Below are 16,587 nucleotides of genomic sequence, written 5' to 3' on the forward strand. Positions count from 1 at the left end.
GTATAAACATCAACAATGGAGTATTTGGAATGAGTGAACAATATGCCGCCTTGCGTGGGAACGTCAATTTATTAGGCCAGTTATTAGGCCAAACAATAAAAGATACCCAAGGACAAGCGATTTTAGATAAAGTAGAAGAAATTCGCGCTTTAGCAAAATCATCACGCACAGGTAACGAGCAAGACCGCCATGCCCTAATTGATGTTCTGCACGCATTAACTGACGAAGAGTTATTGCCAGTGGCTCGCGCTTTTAACCATTTTTTAAATTTAGCCAATGTAGCGGAACAATTTCATACTATTTCTCGTTTTAACGATGTTGGCTTTTGTCAATTAAGCCCTCTCACACAAACGTTAAAAGCATTATCTAGCCAAGCAAAACAGGGCAAATTAGATCCTAACGAAATTGCTGATAGCTTGTCTAAATTACATATCAATTTAGTTTTAACCGCACACCCGACAGAAGTAACACGTCGTACAATTATTAATAAGCATGTTGAATTAAGTGACTGTCTAGCGGCGCTTGAGCGTACTGATAACTTAGAATATGAGCGTGAAAATATTCTTAATCGTATTGCTCAATTAATAAGTCAAGCTTGGCATACGGATGATATTCGCCGCTCTCGGCCAACCCCAATTGATGAAGCTAAATGGGGTTTTGCGGTTATTGAGAACAGCCTTTGGCATGCTGTGCCGCGCTTTTTAAGAGACTTTAGTAAAGAAGTAAAAGAGCAATTAGATCTTGAGCTACCAAACGATTACAGCCCTATTGAGTTTACATCGTGGATGGGGGGGGATCGTGATGGTAACCCATTTGTGACTTCACAGGTCACGCAACAAGTGCTGGATCATGGTCGTTGGATGGCACTTGATTTGTATAGCCGTGATATCGATACTTTAAGTACAGAGCTGTCAATGTCACAAGCTAGCGACGAGCTCGTTGAATTGGCTGGGCAAGATTTTGAACCTTACCGCGCAGTATTAAAAGTATTAAAAGCACAAGTGAGTGAAACGGTTGCTCACTTAGGCGCTAAAATAATGAATAAGCGCACCGAAGCGCAAGATATTGTTACCGATATCAGTCAATTAAAACAGCCACTTGAGGCATGTTATCGCTCATTATTGAAAGCCAATATGAGTGTGGTAGCAAATGGTTTATTACTGGATGTTCTGCGTCGTATCAATAGTTTTGGTATTCGTTTAGCTAAGCTTGATGTGCGCCAAGATTCATCACGCCACGCGGATGTATTTTCTGAATTAACCCGTTATTTAGGGCTAGGGGATTACAACCAATGGCAAGAAGAAGATAAACAAGCATTTTTACTGGCAGAGCTTAATTCTCGCCGGCCATTAATACCTAAACATTGGCAACCAAGTAATGACGTGCAAGAAGTACTCGACACCTTTGATGTAATCGCAAAGCAAGATGAGTCGACCTTCGGTTTATACATTATTTCAATGGCACGTACAGCCTCTGATGTGTTAGCAGTGCAGTTATTGTTAAAAGAAAGTGGTTGTAGCTTTAAGCTTCCTGTCGCGCCATTATTTGAAACCCTTGATGATTTAAACGCAGGTCACAGTGTTATTACTCAACTACTTGATAACACTTGGTATCGTGGGCAAGCTGAGGGTGTACAAAATGTGATGATTGGGTATTCTGACTCTGCCAAAGATGCTGGCATGATGGCCGCTGGTTGGGCGCAGTATGAGGCAATGGATAAGCTGGTACACCTTGCCCAAGAGCGTGGTATTGAACTTGTTTTATTCCATGGTCGCGGTGGTACAGTTGGCCGTGGTGGCGCGCCTGCCGCACAAGCGTTACGTTCGCAACCACCGGGCTCATTAAAAGGTGGCTTACGGGTAACCGAGCAGGGTGAAATGATCCGCTTTAAATTTGGCTTACCAAATGTTGCCTTAGAAAGCTTAAATATTTACGCCGGAGCCGTGCTTGAAAGTAACTTATTACCACCACCAGAGCCTAAAGAGCAATGGCGTGATGTGATGGCCTTGATCAGTGAAAAATCATGCGAGCATTATCGTAATGTGGTGCGTTTTGACGAAAACTTTGTGCCGTACTTCAGAATGGCAACGCCAGAGCAAGAGTTGGGTAAATTGCCATTGGGCTCGCGCCCTGCAAAGCGTAATCCACATGGCGGCGTTGAAAGTTTGCGTGCTATTCCGTGGATTTTTGCCTGGAGCCAAAACCGTTTAATGTTACCTGCATGGTTGGGGGCATTAACAGGCTTACAAGCCGCAGTTGAACAATACGGCGTTGAGACTTTAAACGAAATGAGCCAACAGTGGCCGTTCTTTAGAGCGCGTTTAGAAATGCTCGAAATGGTATTTAGTAAGGCTGATTGCTGGTTAAGTGCTCACTATGATGATGCGCTTGTTGAACCGCAATATAAGCCACTAGGTGAAGAACTACGTAAAGAGCTTAAACAAGCAATTGCATTAGTGCAGTCACTGAGCCCGCAGCAAAGCTTGTTGGCTGATCAGCCTTGGATCAAAGAGTCAATTGGCTTACGTAATCCGTATACCGATCCGTTAAATGTACTACAAGTAGAACTGCTTAAACGCTCTCGTGAAGCGCAAGAAGGCGCATCAGGTGATATTGATAATGCATTAATGATCACCATGACAGGTATTGCAGCAGGTATGCGCAATACAGGTTAATGGCTATGATGTATGGCTTCATTGTGCTCTTTTGCAGCTTTGGGGCCATCAATAGGTAATGTCAGTACACAGTGTGCGCCGTGTTCACAAGGCTCGGCGCATATATTGCCAAAAAGGGAGTATTTAACTGCATTAAACACCACATTTTACCCCAGTCCTAAGTGATTTATGTTTTTATATGGTCACGATTACAAATAAAAGCGCAAAGAACTAAGCTCAGAAAATTCCGTTTTCGCTCAATAAATATAGTACTTTTATCTGGAAATCACTCATGGTCTGACCTGTTTGGATGGTATTTCTTGACTCGCTCCAATAAAAAATTACAATACTCCGCTTTTTGGCACTTCATCAATTAACCGAGTCTATTGTATGTCTAATGTTTCAACTTGCATCACATTTGATGCATCCACATCATTAATAATGATGACATTAAAAGGGACTGCAAGTGCACAGGATGTGATTAATTTTTATCAGATTGCCCAGCAGTATGGCGAAATGTATAGCAGCAACAAGCTACTGGTCGACGTGTCTGAGCTCAGTCACGATTTTCCAGCCAGCGAGCTTTTAAGTATTATGCCGACTATATCGGGTTGGCTAAAAGACTACCTGATTGCCAGAATAGTCAGTTTTGATGGTTTTATGCACGACTTGTTTCTGCAAAAAGCCAAGCGGTTTAATATAGCAGCAGAAAACTTTGAGTGTTTTGCTACTGCGAAAAGTTGGTTGGAAAATCAATCTGGTAATTAGTCGCTGAACATTTTACACTGTGTAGCCATTAAATAAGTAAAATTTGTTTATGACTTCATCAACATCTTCTTCGCATATCAATTCAATAACAGGGCACACTTTCGAATTTGCTGAACCTGCGCGTAATGCATTGTTCAATCAAGTTAAATCACAACAGGGTCGATTAAATACAGCTGATATTAATGCACTTTGCGCTGAGCACTCACTCACTCAAGCACAATTACTCAGGGCTTGTTTACCTATTGCCTCTTTATTTGCTGTGGCGCCTATATCTCAGTTTTTAGTGGGGGCAATCGTGGTGGGCTTAGATGCACAGCAACAGCCTAGTTTTTATTTTGGTGCTAATGTTGAATTTGCTCATCAGCCGCTGAGTTTAGTGGTTCACGCTGAGCAATCAGCAATAAATAATGCTTGGCTCAATGGTGCTAAGTCTATTGTTAAAATAGCGATTAGTGATGCACCTTGTGGTTATTGCCGCCAATTTATGAATGAGTTGGCAGATGCGGAAACTTTCGATATTTTATTGCCAACTCAACAATTTAAACTCACCGAATTGTTGCCGGCTGCGTTTGGACCTAGGGATTTGGGTAATAAATATAGTTTGTTTAATCCGGATCCACAATCTGCTCATGTGGATACAAACTCTGGGGTTTGTCCTGTGCTTATTGAGCAGGCAAAGCAAGCTTATGTTCCTTACACGCAAAACTTTAGTGCGGTAAAAATAACCACATTTAACCATGGCAATTTTTATGGACGTTATGCTGAAAATGCAGCCTATAGTCCAAGTCTTGCCCCATTACAAAGTGCAATTAGTCAGCTTTATTTGGCAGGTTTAAGTTTGGATAATAAAACGGTTGAAAAAGTAGAATTATTACAATCTGAAGGTGCAGAAAATCAACTGCAAGTGAGTGAAGCTGTGCTGGCAAGTTACGATAACTTACCAGCTTTACAAAGCTATAGTTTAAGCTTTACTCAGTAGCACTTTAGCGGCTTCAAGTACCACGGCAACTGATTTTTTCTCAATCTCGCCGTGGTCAACATTGGGTATTTCTTGGCGCGTTCTATTTACTAATACCCCTGCCACACAGGCAGCTTTTAAACCTAGTGCTGCACACATGGTGAATAACGTAGCCGATTCCATTTCGTAATTCATTACGCCAAGCTTTTGCCATTCTTCGCAGCTACCTTGGAACGCTTTTGGCACGTAACCTGAGTAGGTATCATAGCGTTCTTGACCAGGGTAAAAGGTATCGCTTGATGCTGTTATACCGATATGAAAATCAATATTTAAGTTATTACAGGCGTTAACCATGGCTTGGGTCGCAAAAAAATCAGATACGGCAGGGTAATTAAGTGGCGCAAAGTGCTGGCTTGCACCATCTAAGCGAACAGACGCTTGGCTAATTAAAATATCACCTTCATTAATATGTGGCTGAATAGCCCCTGTGGTACCAATGCGTAAAAATGTATCAACACCTAATTGAGCTAGCTCTTCTACTGCAATAGATGTTGATGGGCCGCCAATACCAGTTGAACATATCACAACAGGTTGGCCGCTAAGTAAGCCTAAATAAGCATGAAATTCTCGGGTTTGTACTAAACAACGTGGATTTTCCAAAAAACTAGAGATGCGCTCAGCTCTATCAGGATCGCCTGGCACGATTGCTAACGTTGCGCCTTGTAAATCGTCGCGAGTAAGTCCTAAATGAAAAACCTTTTCCATAATGTTGCCTTTTAAATCATATGAGTATTGTCAATCTAACATCATTACTATTATGACATTGCCTGTACAGGACGGATGTCCGCTTTAGATTATCAGCTTTATTCATTCTCTTTGAATATTCAATCACTGAAGCAAATTAATCAATTTACACAACGGTTGACTTGTTTAAACAGACACTATATCTATCCTTTAATATACTTAATTTGAATCTATGCGTTGTTTTTAATTTATAGCTAAAGCTATGTTACATAAAGATAAATTTATTTTTCTACGTGCCTTTGTAAAATTGACTTTGTTGTCATGTTTTATGAAATGACCACCATGAAGGTTTTATTAAATTTATTTTCAACAGCGTCTTTTTTGCATAACTACGCAAAAACACAGAGTAAGGAATCGTAATGAGCACACAATGGCAAACATTTAAAAGCAAAGTTGAACACTGTTTATGTCCACCGGGTGATGGAGTTTTCACTGTTAATACGGCAAAAGAGCGAAAAGCGGCGTTACGTAACAAGCTGTACGGTCAAGAAGATAACGTAGAGCCTTTGTGGCGTGACTCGTTAGAGACTTTATCACAGAGTCCTTATAAAGCGGTTACTCTTGGGATCAGCTCTGATTGTGGCGGCGGTATTTTACGTGGTGCTAACTGGGGACCTTTATTTTTGCGCTCGACCTTGATTGACCAACAACCCCAAGCGAAATCTTTTGACTTAGGTGATGTACGTGTTATCCCACATTTGCTGCATGATAAATACTTAAATGATGCAACGATTAGCAATTGTCAAAAGGCGCTCTATGATAATCCTAATAGTGATTATTACGTGAGCCCACTGTCAATTACCGAAGATGTTTGTGACAGCTTTTATGCTACGTTTAGCGATAAAGGTATTTTTGGTATCGGTGGCGACCACTCTATCAGTTACCCACTGACAAAATCGTATTTAAAAGCTAAGCGCGAACAGGGTAAACGTACTGCCATTATTCATTTCGATGCGCATACCGATTTACTTGTTGAGCGTTTAGGTATCGATTTATGCTTTGGCTCATGGTGCACGCATATTTTAGAGTTCTTACCTGCGCCGCATCACCTTATTCAATTTGGTATTCGCTCAAGTGGTAAGCCTAAAGAGCACTGGGAGTCGACCTTTGGTATTAAACAACATTGGGCGCATGAAATCATTGAACGTGGCGCGCAAGAAGTTGCTAGTGAAGTGATTGCTCAATTAAAAGCTGATAATGTAGACGAACTCTATGTAAGCTTTGATATTGACGCTCTAGATGAAGAATTTGCTTCGGCAACGGGTACTCCCGAAGGTAATGGTCTAACGCCAAAGCACGCGTTAGATATCCTAGCGGCATTGGCTGATGAGTTTCCAATAACGGGGGCTGATATGATGGAAATAGCGCCATTTACCGACAGTTCCTTAGTAGGTCAATCAAGCTCAGAAACCACGTTGAGGGAAGGTGCAAAAATTTCAGCATTTTTAATCAATGCAATGAACAGATAACCTTTTAGAGAAAAATCTCAAAAACAGGCTGTTATGGCCTGTTTTTTATTCACTTATCAGTAAATTAGCGCTATATTTAGACGACAATATAACAATTTATGCGGAGTCGATTATTATGTGCGAGAAACAAAGTGATTAAATGGAGCTTATTATTTTTGGTTATTATGAGTCAGCAATGCCTAGCTAAGCTCAATATAGTGACCGAAAATTTCCCCCCAGCACAATACCTTGACGATAACCAGCAACTGACTGGTCATGTGGTAGAAAAAGTGCGTAAAGCCTTGGATGCGTCCTCGATTGATTATTCTATCACCATTAACAGTTGGAACACTGCATTTAACACTGCTTTGCGTGACCCACAAACGTGTATTTTTTCTGTATCACGGTCACAAGAAAGAGAAGAAAAATTTTTATGGATTGCCGAGTTAGCTAAATTAGATGCATACTTTTATGCACTTGGCTCAAAAGATATTAAGTTAGAAAACACTGAACAAGCGAAAAAATACCGGGTTGCTGTACTAAAAAATAATTACAGCCATCAGTACTTACTATCAAAAGGGTTTGAAGACGGAACAAACCTTCTACCGATGGATAGTTTTGATAATATATTTAATATAGTTCGTAGCCGCCAAAACAGTATAGACTTAGTTATTTTGCCAAAGCAAAGGGCTGACTTTCAACAGAGTAAGCAAGTAGCGAAGGATAGTCTACAACCCCTATTACCACTCAATATTAAGCAACCTTCATTATATTTTGCTTGTAATAAAAAATTAGATAGCATTTATAAGCTAGAACTAACTCGCGCATTCACTTCTTTATAGCTCGTCATAAACAAATTTAAATCCTAATAAACTGTTATATAAAGTATTTTTTAATAATTAAAATATAAATTGCTGTGTTTAAAAAAGAGCCTATAATCCAGCTGCTTTTGCTTATAAAAGCGCTTATTGTTGGAGTGTTAAATGGGTGATTTAATCGGGATTGGGTTATTGATCTTGATCAGTGCGTTATTTGCTATGTCGGAAATTGCCATCGCAGCATCACGCAAAATTAAATTAAGAGTGATGGCCGATGAGGGCAATATAAATGCGGCCGCCGTATTAAAATTACAAGAGCAGCCCGGTGCATTCTTCGCCATGATCCAAATCGCGCTTAATGCGATTGCTATTTTAGGGGGCATTGTTGGTGAGCAAGCTCTGTCACCGTATGTAGAACGTGTATTAGTAATGGTCTATCAAGGCCCATTATTAGCGCAAGTCAGCTTTTTAATTTCGTTTCTTATCATCACCTCATTATTCATTTTATTTGCCGACTTAATGCCGAAACGCTTAGCGATGATAATGCCTGAAGCGGTCGCTGTGAGGCTCGTCACGCTGATGAGATGGGTGACCTTTGCCCTGACTCCTCTGGTGGTATTTTTTAATGGCCTGACAAATATGATTTTACGGCTATTTAAGGTGCCTGCAGAGCGTGAAGATATTGTCACCACTGAAGATATTGTTGCGATGATGGATGCGGGTGCGGAATATGGCAGTTTACAGCAACAAGAGTATGACTTAATCGGTAATGTATTTGACTTAGAAGCCCGGTTTTTATCAAGCGTGATGACGCCACGGGACCAAATTGTTTATTTTGATATAAAAGAAGCCAGTACTGACATTGCGAGTAAAATTATTGATCACCCCCATAACCACTTTTTAGTATGTAATGGTAATTTAGATAAACTCATTGGCTCTGTTGAATCAAAAGATATATTACGCCAAGTACTCAAAGGTGAGGCGGCAAACATCAATGAAGAGTTATTAGAAAAAGAAACCTTTTATTTACCCGAAACACTCAGTTTATCTGAGGCATTAAATGCATTTAAAGCAGCTGCAAAACCCTTTGCTGTGGTGGTAAATGAATACGCACTGGTTGTAGGTATCGTCACCGTTAAAGATTTGATGAAAGGCTTTATGGGCGATTTGATAACCCACACGGGTGATGAACTGATCATTGCGCGAGATGAAAACTCGTGGCTAGTGGATGGCTTAACCCCGGTGGTTGAGCTGGCTAAGGTGCTGGAAATTGATGAATTTCCGGATCAAATGCATTACGAAACCGTGGCAGGGTATTTAATTTACTCAATGAAACGCATTCCTAAACGTGCTGAGTATATTACTTTTTCTGGCTTTAAGTTTGAAGTGGTTGATGTAGAAGGTATTAGAGTCGAGCAGTTATTAGTAAGTAAAATTAACTAACATATCGATGTGTTTAAGATTTTTTAAAACCTGCTTGTTGTTGATAACGAGATCGTTAACAATACAGGCAGTGTTTTAATTAATTGCTTTAAGGTTAACCATGGCGTTGTCTTCGCTTGTATCTCGTATTACACCCAATATTCTACTATTTTTATCACTCATCAATTTTAACAGTGCAACTGCCAAGAATAATGAACAGACCTTAATTATGATGGGCAGTGCAATTGAAACCTGTACTACCTTAAGCCCACAGTTTTGTAAATTAGATGCGCCGTTAAGGGATGAAAAAAGTGCACTATATGTGCTTTCTACAGATTCTATTGAGCTAATAAAAAAAGATTGGCCAACAGTAAATAAAAGCCATCTAACAGCGACAGTCACCAATTTAAATACGTTATTAAAAACTCACCAAACATTACTTTCTAAAAGGGAGTTGTTGTGGGCATGGCGTGATATTGCAAGCCAGCAAATGAGTGAATTAACTCAACTGGAGTTTGATTATGTGATTGATATGTTGCAAGTTGCTCAACCAGATGGACAAGGGCGCGTACTCAATATCGATTTAAAAAATAGTAAAACAGATCAACTCTGGCTGGACGATAGCTATAAATTTATTGCTGCGAGTTTAAAAGTAAAAGCTAAAACCCCTAAATTGTTAGTGATCAGCGCAACTAGTCGAGACCCTTACTTTACGGCAAGTTATTATGAGACTGTATTATCGCAAATGGGTGTGGCAGTAGAGTGGCTCGCCTTAACGCCTGCATTAGCAACGGCGTTAACTCAAGGGCAATGTGGTCAACTTGAGCAGTTTCGACATAAACACATGGGGCTGTTTAACAGAAAGACTGTGTTCCCTAAGCGCGTCAATACTGAACGTAGACTCTGTGAGCAAGGGGTTGAGTCATTAATAGAGAAAATTAATAACAGTACTGGTATTGTTTTGGCGGGTAATAACAGCAATATACATAACCTTAGTGCAAGCTTTTATAACCCCGATGGTAAGGCTTACCCATGGACAAGTGCTGTTCGCGATGCTCCTGTATTAATTGCTGAAAATAAAAATGCCGAGTTTGTTGCAATACAACACATCGAAAATAAACCACAAAGTGCAGCTGATGTATTAAAAAACAAACATGTTGACACTAAGCCGGGGATTGAAAGTGTCGAATACGCATTTATTAAAAGCCAGTTTAGTGAAACAAATAGCCTTGCTTTGTTAGCAACAGCCCTTGATACAACTAATCAGCATGTGGGGCTGGGTATTGACGCTAATACCTCTTTGGTCGTGATCAAATCAAATGAAGGCGATGTGCTTACGGTATTAGGTGAGCGAGGTGTCATAGGTTTAACCTTAGAGCAGGCGCAACCATATCGTTATTCTTATTGGCCATCAGGTAGTGTTTTTAACTATAATAAACAAGGGTTTAGTTTAAATCAGCGCAGTGCTGAGAATGCTCTACCAAATATAAAGATACCGAGTTTGCCGATGCAGCGCTTCAATAATATATTAACGGATAATAAATTACGTTCATTAACGCAGGCCTTGTGTTTAAGCCAAGATACAACCGCAGTGGGCCAGCAAGGAGCGTTTTTGGTGAGTTTGAATGCGACGGATGAAACCTCATATAAGCGCATTAATGCAAGTCGATACGGCTGTGCTATTGAGCAATTAGCGCTCAAGTTCTCTGAAATCAATTAAGCTTTCTTCCCCGAAAATACTCAAAGGAGCTCAAGTACAGAGCTCCTTTTTAATTAATCGCCTGTACTCTTTTATATAGGGTTACGTTGTAGATTCCTTTTTTACATACTTCTCATGCATTTTCTCAAAACCACATTGTAAAGTTATGCAAATAATTCTTAATTAATATTGGATCTCGAAATAAATTAATTTAGAATGATCGTTCATTCTAAATTAAGGGTAGTTTTCATGCAGCGTTCTCGCGTCGTTCTTTTTGCAGTGTCAGCTTTAGCCAGTGCAGTTATTTTATCTGGTTGCGATCAGAGTCCTCAAATAAGCCAACAGGCCAAACAAGCAGTGCCGGTTGGGGTGATCACACTTAAAAGTCAGCCATTAACCTTAACCAAAGAGTTACCAGGGCGTGTTGCTGCATCGCAGGTAGCTCAAATTCGCCCGCAAGTAAATGGCATTATTCAATCTCGTTTATTTACCCAAGGGGCTGAAGTTAAAAAAGGCCAAGCTTTATATCAAATTGATGCTTCAACCTTCGAAGCGCAAGTGGCAACAAGTAAGGCGGCAATTACTAAAGCGAAAGCGAGCATTGCAAATGCTAAAGCAAAGTCTGAACGCTATGATGAACTATTAAAAATTAAGGCGGTAAGCCAGCAAGACTTTGACGAAGCTGATGCCAGTTACAAAGGTGCAGAAGCTGATTTATTAACCGCTCAAGCGCAACTTAAAACAGCGCAAATTAACTTAGACTACAGTAAAGTGAGATCACCCATCAGTGGTCAAATTGGTAAATCAAATGTGACGGCGGGTGCGTTAGTCAGTGCAAATCAAACAACAGCGCTTGCGACTGTCACCCAACTAGATCCTATTTATGTTGATTTAACCCAATCTAGTAGTGAGCTGACTCGGTTGAAAAAAGCAATTGCTAATGGTGAGCTGAATAAAGATCTTGCGATTCATTCAACTGTTGAATTAAAAATGGAAGATGGCTCAGTTTATCCGCATAAAGGAACGTTGAAGTTTTCTGAAGTAACGGTTGATCCAAGCACCGGCTCAGTCACGCTTCGCGCAGAGTTTCCAAACCCTGAAAAGCTATTACTACCGGGCATGTATGTACGTGCGGTGATTGTTGAGGGTGTAAAAGCGAATGCGATTTTAGCGCCACAGCGCGGTATTAGCCGCAATACCAAAGGTGAACCAACAGCAATGGTAGTCAGTAAAGACAATACTGTGGAGCCTCGCGTTTTAAAAACAGATCGTACAGTTGGCTCTAACTGGTTGATCACAGAAGGCCTAAACGATGGTGATAAACTCATTGTGGAAGGTTTACAAAAAATAGCACCTGGCGCACCAGTTAGCGCTGTTCCCGCTGAATCTACTGCTAATACACAATAACGGAGCAATTTAATGTCACGATTTTTTATCGATAGACCCATTTTTGCATGGGTGTTAGCTATTGTAGTGATGCTTGCTGGGGTATTAGCAGTACGGGGGCTACCTGTTGCTCAATATCCGTCAATTGCACCACCTGCAATTAGTATTCAAGCAAGCTATCCGGGCGCGTCTGCACAAACACTTGAAGACACAGTAACTCAGGTTATTGAGCAAAAAATGAAAGGCTTAGATGGCTTGCTTTATATGTCATCTACATCGGAATCAAATGGTTCAGCAACTTTAACGCTAACTTTTGATGCTGATACCGACCCTGATATCGCGCAAGTTCAAGTGCAAAATAAGCTTGCTTTGGCTACGCCTTTATTACCTGAAGAAGTACAACGTCAAGGTGTATCTGTTGCAAAGTCTGCGCGTAACTTTTTAATGGTTGCGGGTTTTGTCTCTGAAGATGGCAGCATGAATAACATTGATATTGGAGATTATGTTGCGTCAAATGTGCAAGATATCGTTTCACGTGTAAACGGTGTGGGTGAAGTACAGTTATTTGGCTCGCAATATGCGATGCGTATTTGGCTTGATCCAAATCTTTTGCAAAAGTATGAACTTACACCTGCGGATATTAGCGCTTCAATTAGTGCGCAAAATGCTCAAGTTTCAGCAGGCCAGTTAGGTGCATTACCAGCTGTTGCAGGACAGCAATTAAATGCCACTGTGACAGCACAAAGCCGCTTACAAACCCCTGAACAATTTAGAAATATTTTTGTTAAAACCAATGATGATGGCTCTGTAGTACGTTTATCTGATGTGGCTAAAGTAGAGCTGGGCGGTGAAAGCTACGCCGTTGTTGCACGCTTTAACGGTAAGCCAGCCTCTGGTTTAGGTATTAAGTTGGCCAGTGGTGCAAATGCCCTTGATACAGCAGAAGGTGTTAAAGCAGCCTTGGCAGAGCTTGAGCCATTTTTCCCTGAAGGTTTGGCGGTTGTTATTCCTTACGATACAACGCCATTTGTTACCTTATCAATTGAAAAAGTAGTCAGTACATTAATAGAAGCCGTGGTGCTTGTATTTGTGGTTATGTATCTGTTTTTACAAAATTTCCGTGCAACCTTGATCCCAACCATCGCTGTGCCTGTGGTATTACTTGGTACGTTTGCTGTGCTTCAAGTGCTGGGTTATTCAATTAATACATTAACCATGTTTGCTATGGTGTTGGCTATCGGCTTGCTGGTGGATGATGCCATTGTGGTGGTTGAAAACGTAGAACGGGTCATGACTGAAGAGAAGCTCTCACCACTTGAAGCAACACGTAAATCGATGGATGAAATTAAAGGCGCACTGGTGGGTATTGCCATGGTTTTGTCAGCCGTATTTGTACCAATGGCATTCTTTGCGGGCTCTACTGGGGTTATTTACCGTCAGTTCTCAGTGACTTTAGTAACAGCGATGAGTTTATCTGTTTTAGTGGCACTGATATTAACCCCTGCATTATGTGCAACTATGTTAAAGCCAAGCCATGTACATAATAACAAGTCGCTATTTGGTCGTTTCTTTATTGGTTTTAACCGTGGTTTTGATAAAACAAATAGCGGTGCACAAAGCTTTGTAGGGCGAATGATCAAACACAGTAAACGTTACCTTTTATGCTACGGCTTAATTGTTGGCGGTATGGTGTTTATATTCTCGCAACTTCCTTCTGCTTTTTTACCAGATGAAGACCAAGGTATTTTATTTAACCAGGTGAGTTTACCGGCAGGTTCAACAACTGAGCAAACGCTTAAAGTAGTTGAGAAAATGGAAAAGCATTACTTGGAAGATCAATCTGAAGCTGTGCGCTCAGTGTTTAGTGTAACAGGCTTTAGTTTTGCAGGCTCTGGACAAAATGCGGCGATTGGCTTTGTTGGTTTAAAACACTGGGATGAACGCCAACGTGATGACTTAGCCGTTGGTGCGGTTGCAGGCAAAGCAATGGGCTTTTTCTCAACGATTAAAGAAGCGTTTGTATTTGCTTTTCCACCGCCTGCGGTCGTTGAGCTTGGTACAGCAAATGGTTTTACTCTGTTTTTACAAGATCGCGTCGGATTAGGCCACGATAAATTACTTGAAGCACGTAATATGTTGTTAGGGATGGCTGCTCAAAGCCCTGTTTTAGCCGGTGTTCGCCCTAATGGGCAAGAAGATAAGCCTGAGCTAGAGCTAGACATTGATTTAGCAAAAGCTCAAGCGCTCGGTCTGACTCAGGCTGACATCAACAGTACGCTTTCAACGGCATGGGGTAGTCGTTATGTGAATGACTTTATTGACCGTGGACGGGTTAAAAAAGTTTATCTACAAGGTAGCGCTGAATCACGTATGGCTCCTGAAGACTTAGACAAATGGTATGTTCGCAATAGTAACGGTGACATGGTGCCATTTACTGCGTTTGCTCAGTCTTATTGGACGTATGGTTCACCGCGTCTAGAGCGTTACAATGGTTTTTCAGCGATGGAAATTCAGGGTGCTGCTGCGCCGGGATACAGCACAGGTCAAGCCATGGATGAAATTGAAAAACTAGTCAAGAAACTGCCTGCGGGTATTGCCTTTGAATGGACGGGTATCTCATATGAAGAGCGTTTAAGTGGTGGTCAAGCGCCTATGCTTTATGCGTTATCATTATTGGTTGTTTTTTTATGTTTAGCGGCACTTTATGAAAGTTGGTCTGTCCCTGCAGCAGTTATGATGATAGTGCCACTGGGTGTATTTGGTGCTGCTATGGCTGCCTTTGTGGGGGGATTATCAAACGACATTTACTTACAAGTTGGCCTGCTGACTACTATTGGTCTTGCTTCTAAAAATGCGATATTAATCGTTGAGTTTGCTATTCATAAAATGGACGAAGGGATGGAACTCGTTGAGGCTGCTATTGCTGCGGTGAAGCTTAGACTTAGACCTATTTTAATGACTTCCATGGCATTTATTTGTGGTGTATTACCGCTGGCTATTGCTTCAAGTGCAGGCTCAGGTGCGCAAAATGCACTGGGTATATCGGTGATTGGTGGCACACTCGCTTCATCAATTATTGTGGTGATATTTGTACCGTTATTTTTTGTGTTAGTTAGACGGGTATTCCCGGGTAAACATAAAGCTGTAGCGCAGGAGCAATCAAATGAAGTTTAAAACATTGAGCCTAGCAAGTATCAGTGCACTGGTATTAAGTGCATGTCAAATGGCGCCAGAGCTTGAAGATATCAAACTACCAGTTCCAGATAGCTACGCGGTTGAAAGCGGACAAGGTAATATTGCCGATTTAAAATGGCAGCAGTTTTTTAACAATGAAAAGCTGCAAGCCTTAATTGAACAAACCTTGACCCATAATAAAGATATTAAACTTGCTGCTCTTAACGTGCAGCAAGTTAGAGCGTTATATCAAATAGAAGACTCAGCCTTGTATCCTTCGATTGACTTTTCAGCCTCAGGGACACGCCAGCGACTCCCTGCTGATTTATCGTCAACGGGCAGTGCAAATATAAGTGAGAGTTATTCTGCGACTGTGGGCATGACGGCTTACGAATTGGACTTATGGGGAAAGGTACGCAATCAGTCAGATCAAGCATTACAAACCTTGTATGCCTCAGAGCAAGCACAAACCAGTGTTAAAATTAGTTTAATTGCAGAAATTGTGCATGCTTGGCTTAACTATGCAGCCGATAAAGAGCTGCTAGCGCTTGCTAATGAAACCCTTTCAAGTCAACAAGAGTCCCTTGAATTAATGGAAAAAACCTATGCACTGGGAGCTGCATCTAAGCTAAGTCTTGCTCAAGTGCAAAGTACGGTGGCTACAGCGAAAGTGGATATTGCTAATTATCAACGTTTATTAAAGCGCGATAAAAACGCATTAGATTTATTAGTGGGTAAAGTGGTTGCAACCAAGTTGTTGCCTGAACAAAGTTTAGATGAAGTACTTAACTTTCCAGCCGTTCCCGTGGGTTTACCGTCTGAACTGTTAGAGCAGCGCCCGGATATTAAAGCAGCTGAATATCGTTTACTCGCAGCAAATGCCAATATAGGTATAGCAAAAGCCGCGTTTTTTCCAAGTATTAGTTTAACCGCTAATGCCGGTACTGCATCAGCGGATTTAAATAACTTGTTTTCGTCCGGCTCGGGTACATGGAGTTTTGTGACTTCGATAAACTTACCTATTTTTAATATGGGCCGAAACCAAGCCAATTTAGATGTTGCTCAAGCACAGCAAGAAATCGCTTTAACAACTTATGAACAAACAATTCAGCAAGCATTTAAGGAAGTATCTGACTCATTAGCCGATAGAGCAGGCTATATGCAGCAGTTAGCAGCGCTTGAAGAGCTTTATAACAGTAACCAAGTGACCTTTACGTTATCACAAGCACGATTTGAAAAAGGTGCCGACAGCTACTTGCAAGTACTGGATGCGCAAAGAAACTGGGTGAGTGCAGGGCAGAAGCTGATCACTGGGAAAAAGGCCTATATTGCAAGTCAAATTAGCTTATACAAAGCAGTAGGCGGTGGTTGGCAACGCCCTGAGCCTGAACAATACTCCCAATAAGCTATTTTAAACCTAGTTTACATGATTTTCGTTGTATAGCAGGAATCCTGT

Annotated in this window: 11 protein-coding genes; 10 read left to right on the forward strand and 1 reads right to left on the reverse strand. The window is 41.0% G+C overall.

Annotated features, from left to right (window positions below):
* Positions 1–29: 29 nt before the first annotated feature.
* From ppc to cdd, 3 genes are all read left to right on the forward strand, one after another.
* Positions 30–2,675 carry a phosphoenolpyruvate carboxylase gene (ppc, locus tag QMA12_RS18260; protein ID WP_256827847.1) on the forward strand — a complete coding sequence of 882 codons (2,646 nt, stop codon included), beginning with the start codon at positions 30–32 and terminating at the stop codon, positions 2,673–2,675.
* 369 nt (positions 2,676–3,044) lie between these two features.
* Positions 3,045–3,422: a hypothetical protein gene (locus QMA12_RS18265; RefSeq protein ID WP_087533233.1), complete on the forward strand. Its 378-nt coding sequence runs from the start codon at positions 3,045–3,047 to the stop codon at positions 3,420–3,422.
* Between the two features lie 49 nt (positions 3,423–3,471).
* Positions 3,472–4,401 carry a cytidine deaminase gene (gene cdd / locus QMA12_RS18270; RefSeq protein ID WP_290210946.1) on the forward strand — a complete coding sequence of 310 codons (930 nt, stop codon included), beginning with the start codon at positions 3,472–3,474 and terminating at the stop codon, positions 4,399–4,401.
* Here the strand turns inward: cdd and udp are convergent.
* Positions 4,384–5,145, reverse strand: a complete 762-nt coding sequence (gene udp / locus QMA12_RS18275; RefSeq protein ID WP_087533235.1) for a uridine phosphorylase — start codon at positions 5,143–5,145, stop codon at positions 4,384–4,386. The genes cdd and udp overlap by 18 nt on opposite strands.
* Before the next feature lie 398 nt (positions 5,146–5,543).
* On the opposite strand from udp, the gene QMA12_RS18280 reads away from it, so the two are divergent.
* The 7 genes from QMA12_RS18280 to QMA12_RS18310 all read left to right on the forward strand — a co-directional run bounded on the left by QMA12_RS18280 (position 5,544) and on the right by QMA12_RS18310 (position 16,536).
* Complete coding sequence (locus QMA12_RS18280) at positions 5,544–6,653, forward strand: arginase family protein (RefSeq protein WP_087533236.1); 1,110 nt, start codon at positions 5,544–5,546, stop codon at positions 6,651–6,653.
* A 131-nt stretch (positions 6,654–6,784) separates the two neighbouring features.
* Complete coding sequence (locus QMA12_RS18285) at positions 6,785–7,474, forward strand: transporter substrate-binding domain-containing protein (RefSeq protein ID WP_290210947.1); 690 nt, start codon at positions 6,785–6,787, stop codon at positions 7,472–7,474.
* 141 nt (positions 7,475–7,615) lie between these two features.
* Positions 7,616–8,893 carry a hemolysin family protein gene (locus QMA12_RS18290; RefSeq protein ID WP_290210948.1) on the forward strand — a complete coding sequence of 426 codons (1,278 nt, stop codon included), beginning with the start codon at positions 7,616–7,618 and terminating at the stop codon, positions 8,891–8,893.
* A 100-nt stretch (positions 8,894–8,993) separates the two neighbouring features.
* Entirely contained in the window at positions 8,994–10,592 is a 1,599-nt protein-coding gene (locus tag QMA12_RS18295; RefSeq protein WP_290210949.1) for a hypothetical protein, read from the forward strand.
* Positions 10,593–10,820: 228 nt separating this feature from the next.
* Positions 10,821–11,978: an efflux RND transporter periplasmic adaptor subunit gene (locus tag QMA12_RS18300; RefSeq protein WP_087533240.1), complete on the forward strand. Its 1,158-nt coding sequence runs from the start codon at positions 10,821–10,823 to the stop codon at positions 11,976–11,978.
* Positions 11,979–11,990: 12 nt separating this feature from the next.
* Positions 11,991–15,131 carry an efflux RND transporter permease subunit gene (locus tag QMA12_RS18305; protein ID WP_087533241.1) on the forward strand — a complete coding sequence of 1,047 codons (3,141 nt, stop codon included), beginning with the start codon at positions 11,991–11,993 and terminating at the stop codon, positions 15,129–15,131.
* Positions 15,121–16,536: an efflux transporter outer membrane subunit gene (locus tag QMA12_RS18310; RefSeq protein ID WP_290210950.1), complete on the forward strand. Its 1,416-nt coding sequence runs from the start codon at positions 15,121–15,123 to the stop codon at positions 16,534–16,536. The genes QMA12_RS18305 and QMA12_RS18310 overlap by 11 nt, the downstream gene beginning before the upstream one ends.
* Positions 16,537–16,587: the final 51 nt, after the last annotated feature.

This window comes from Pseudoalteromonas sp. APC 3893, assembly GCF_030408095.1.
In the GTDB taxonomy this organism is placed as follows: Bacteria; Pseudomonadota; Gammaproteobacteria; order Enterobacterales; family Alteromonadaceae; genus Pseudoalteromonas.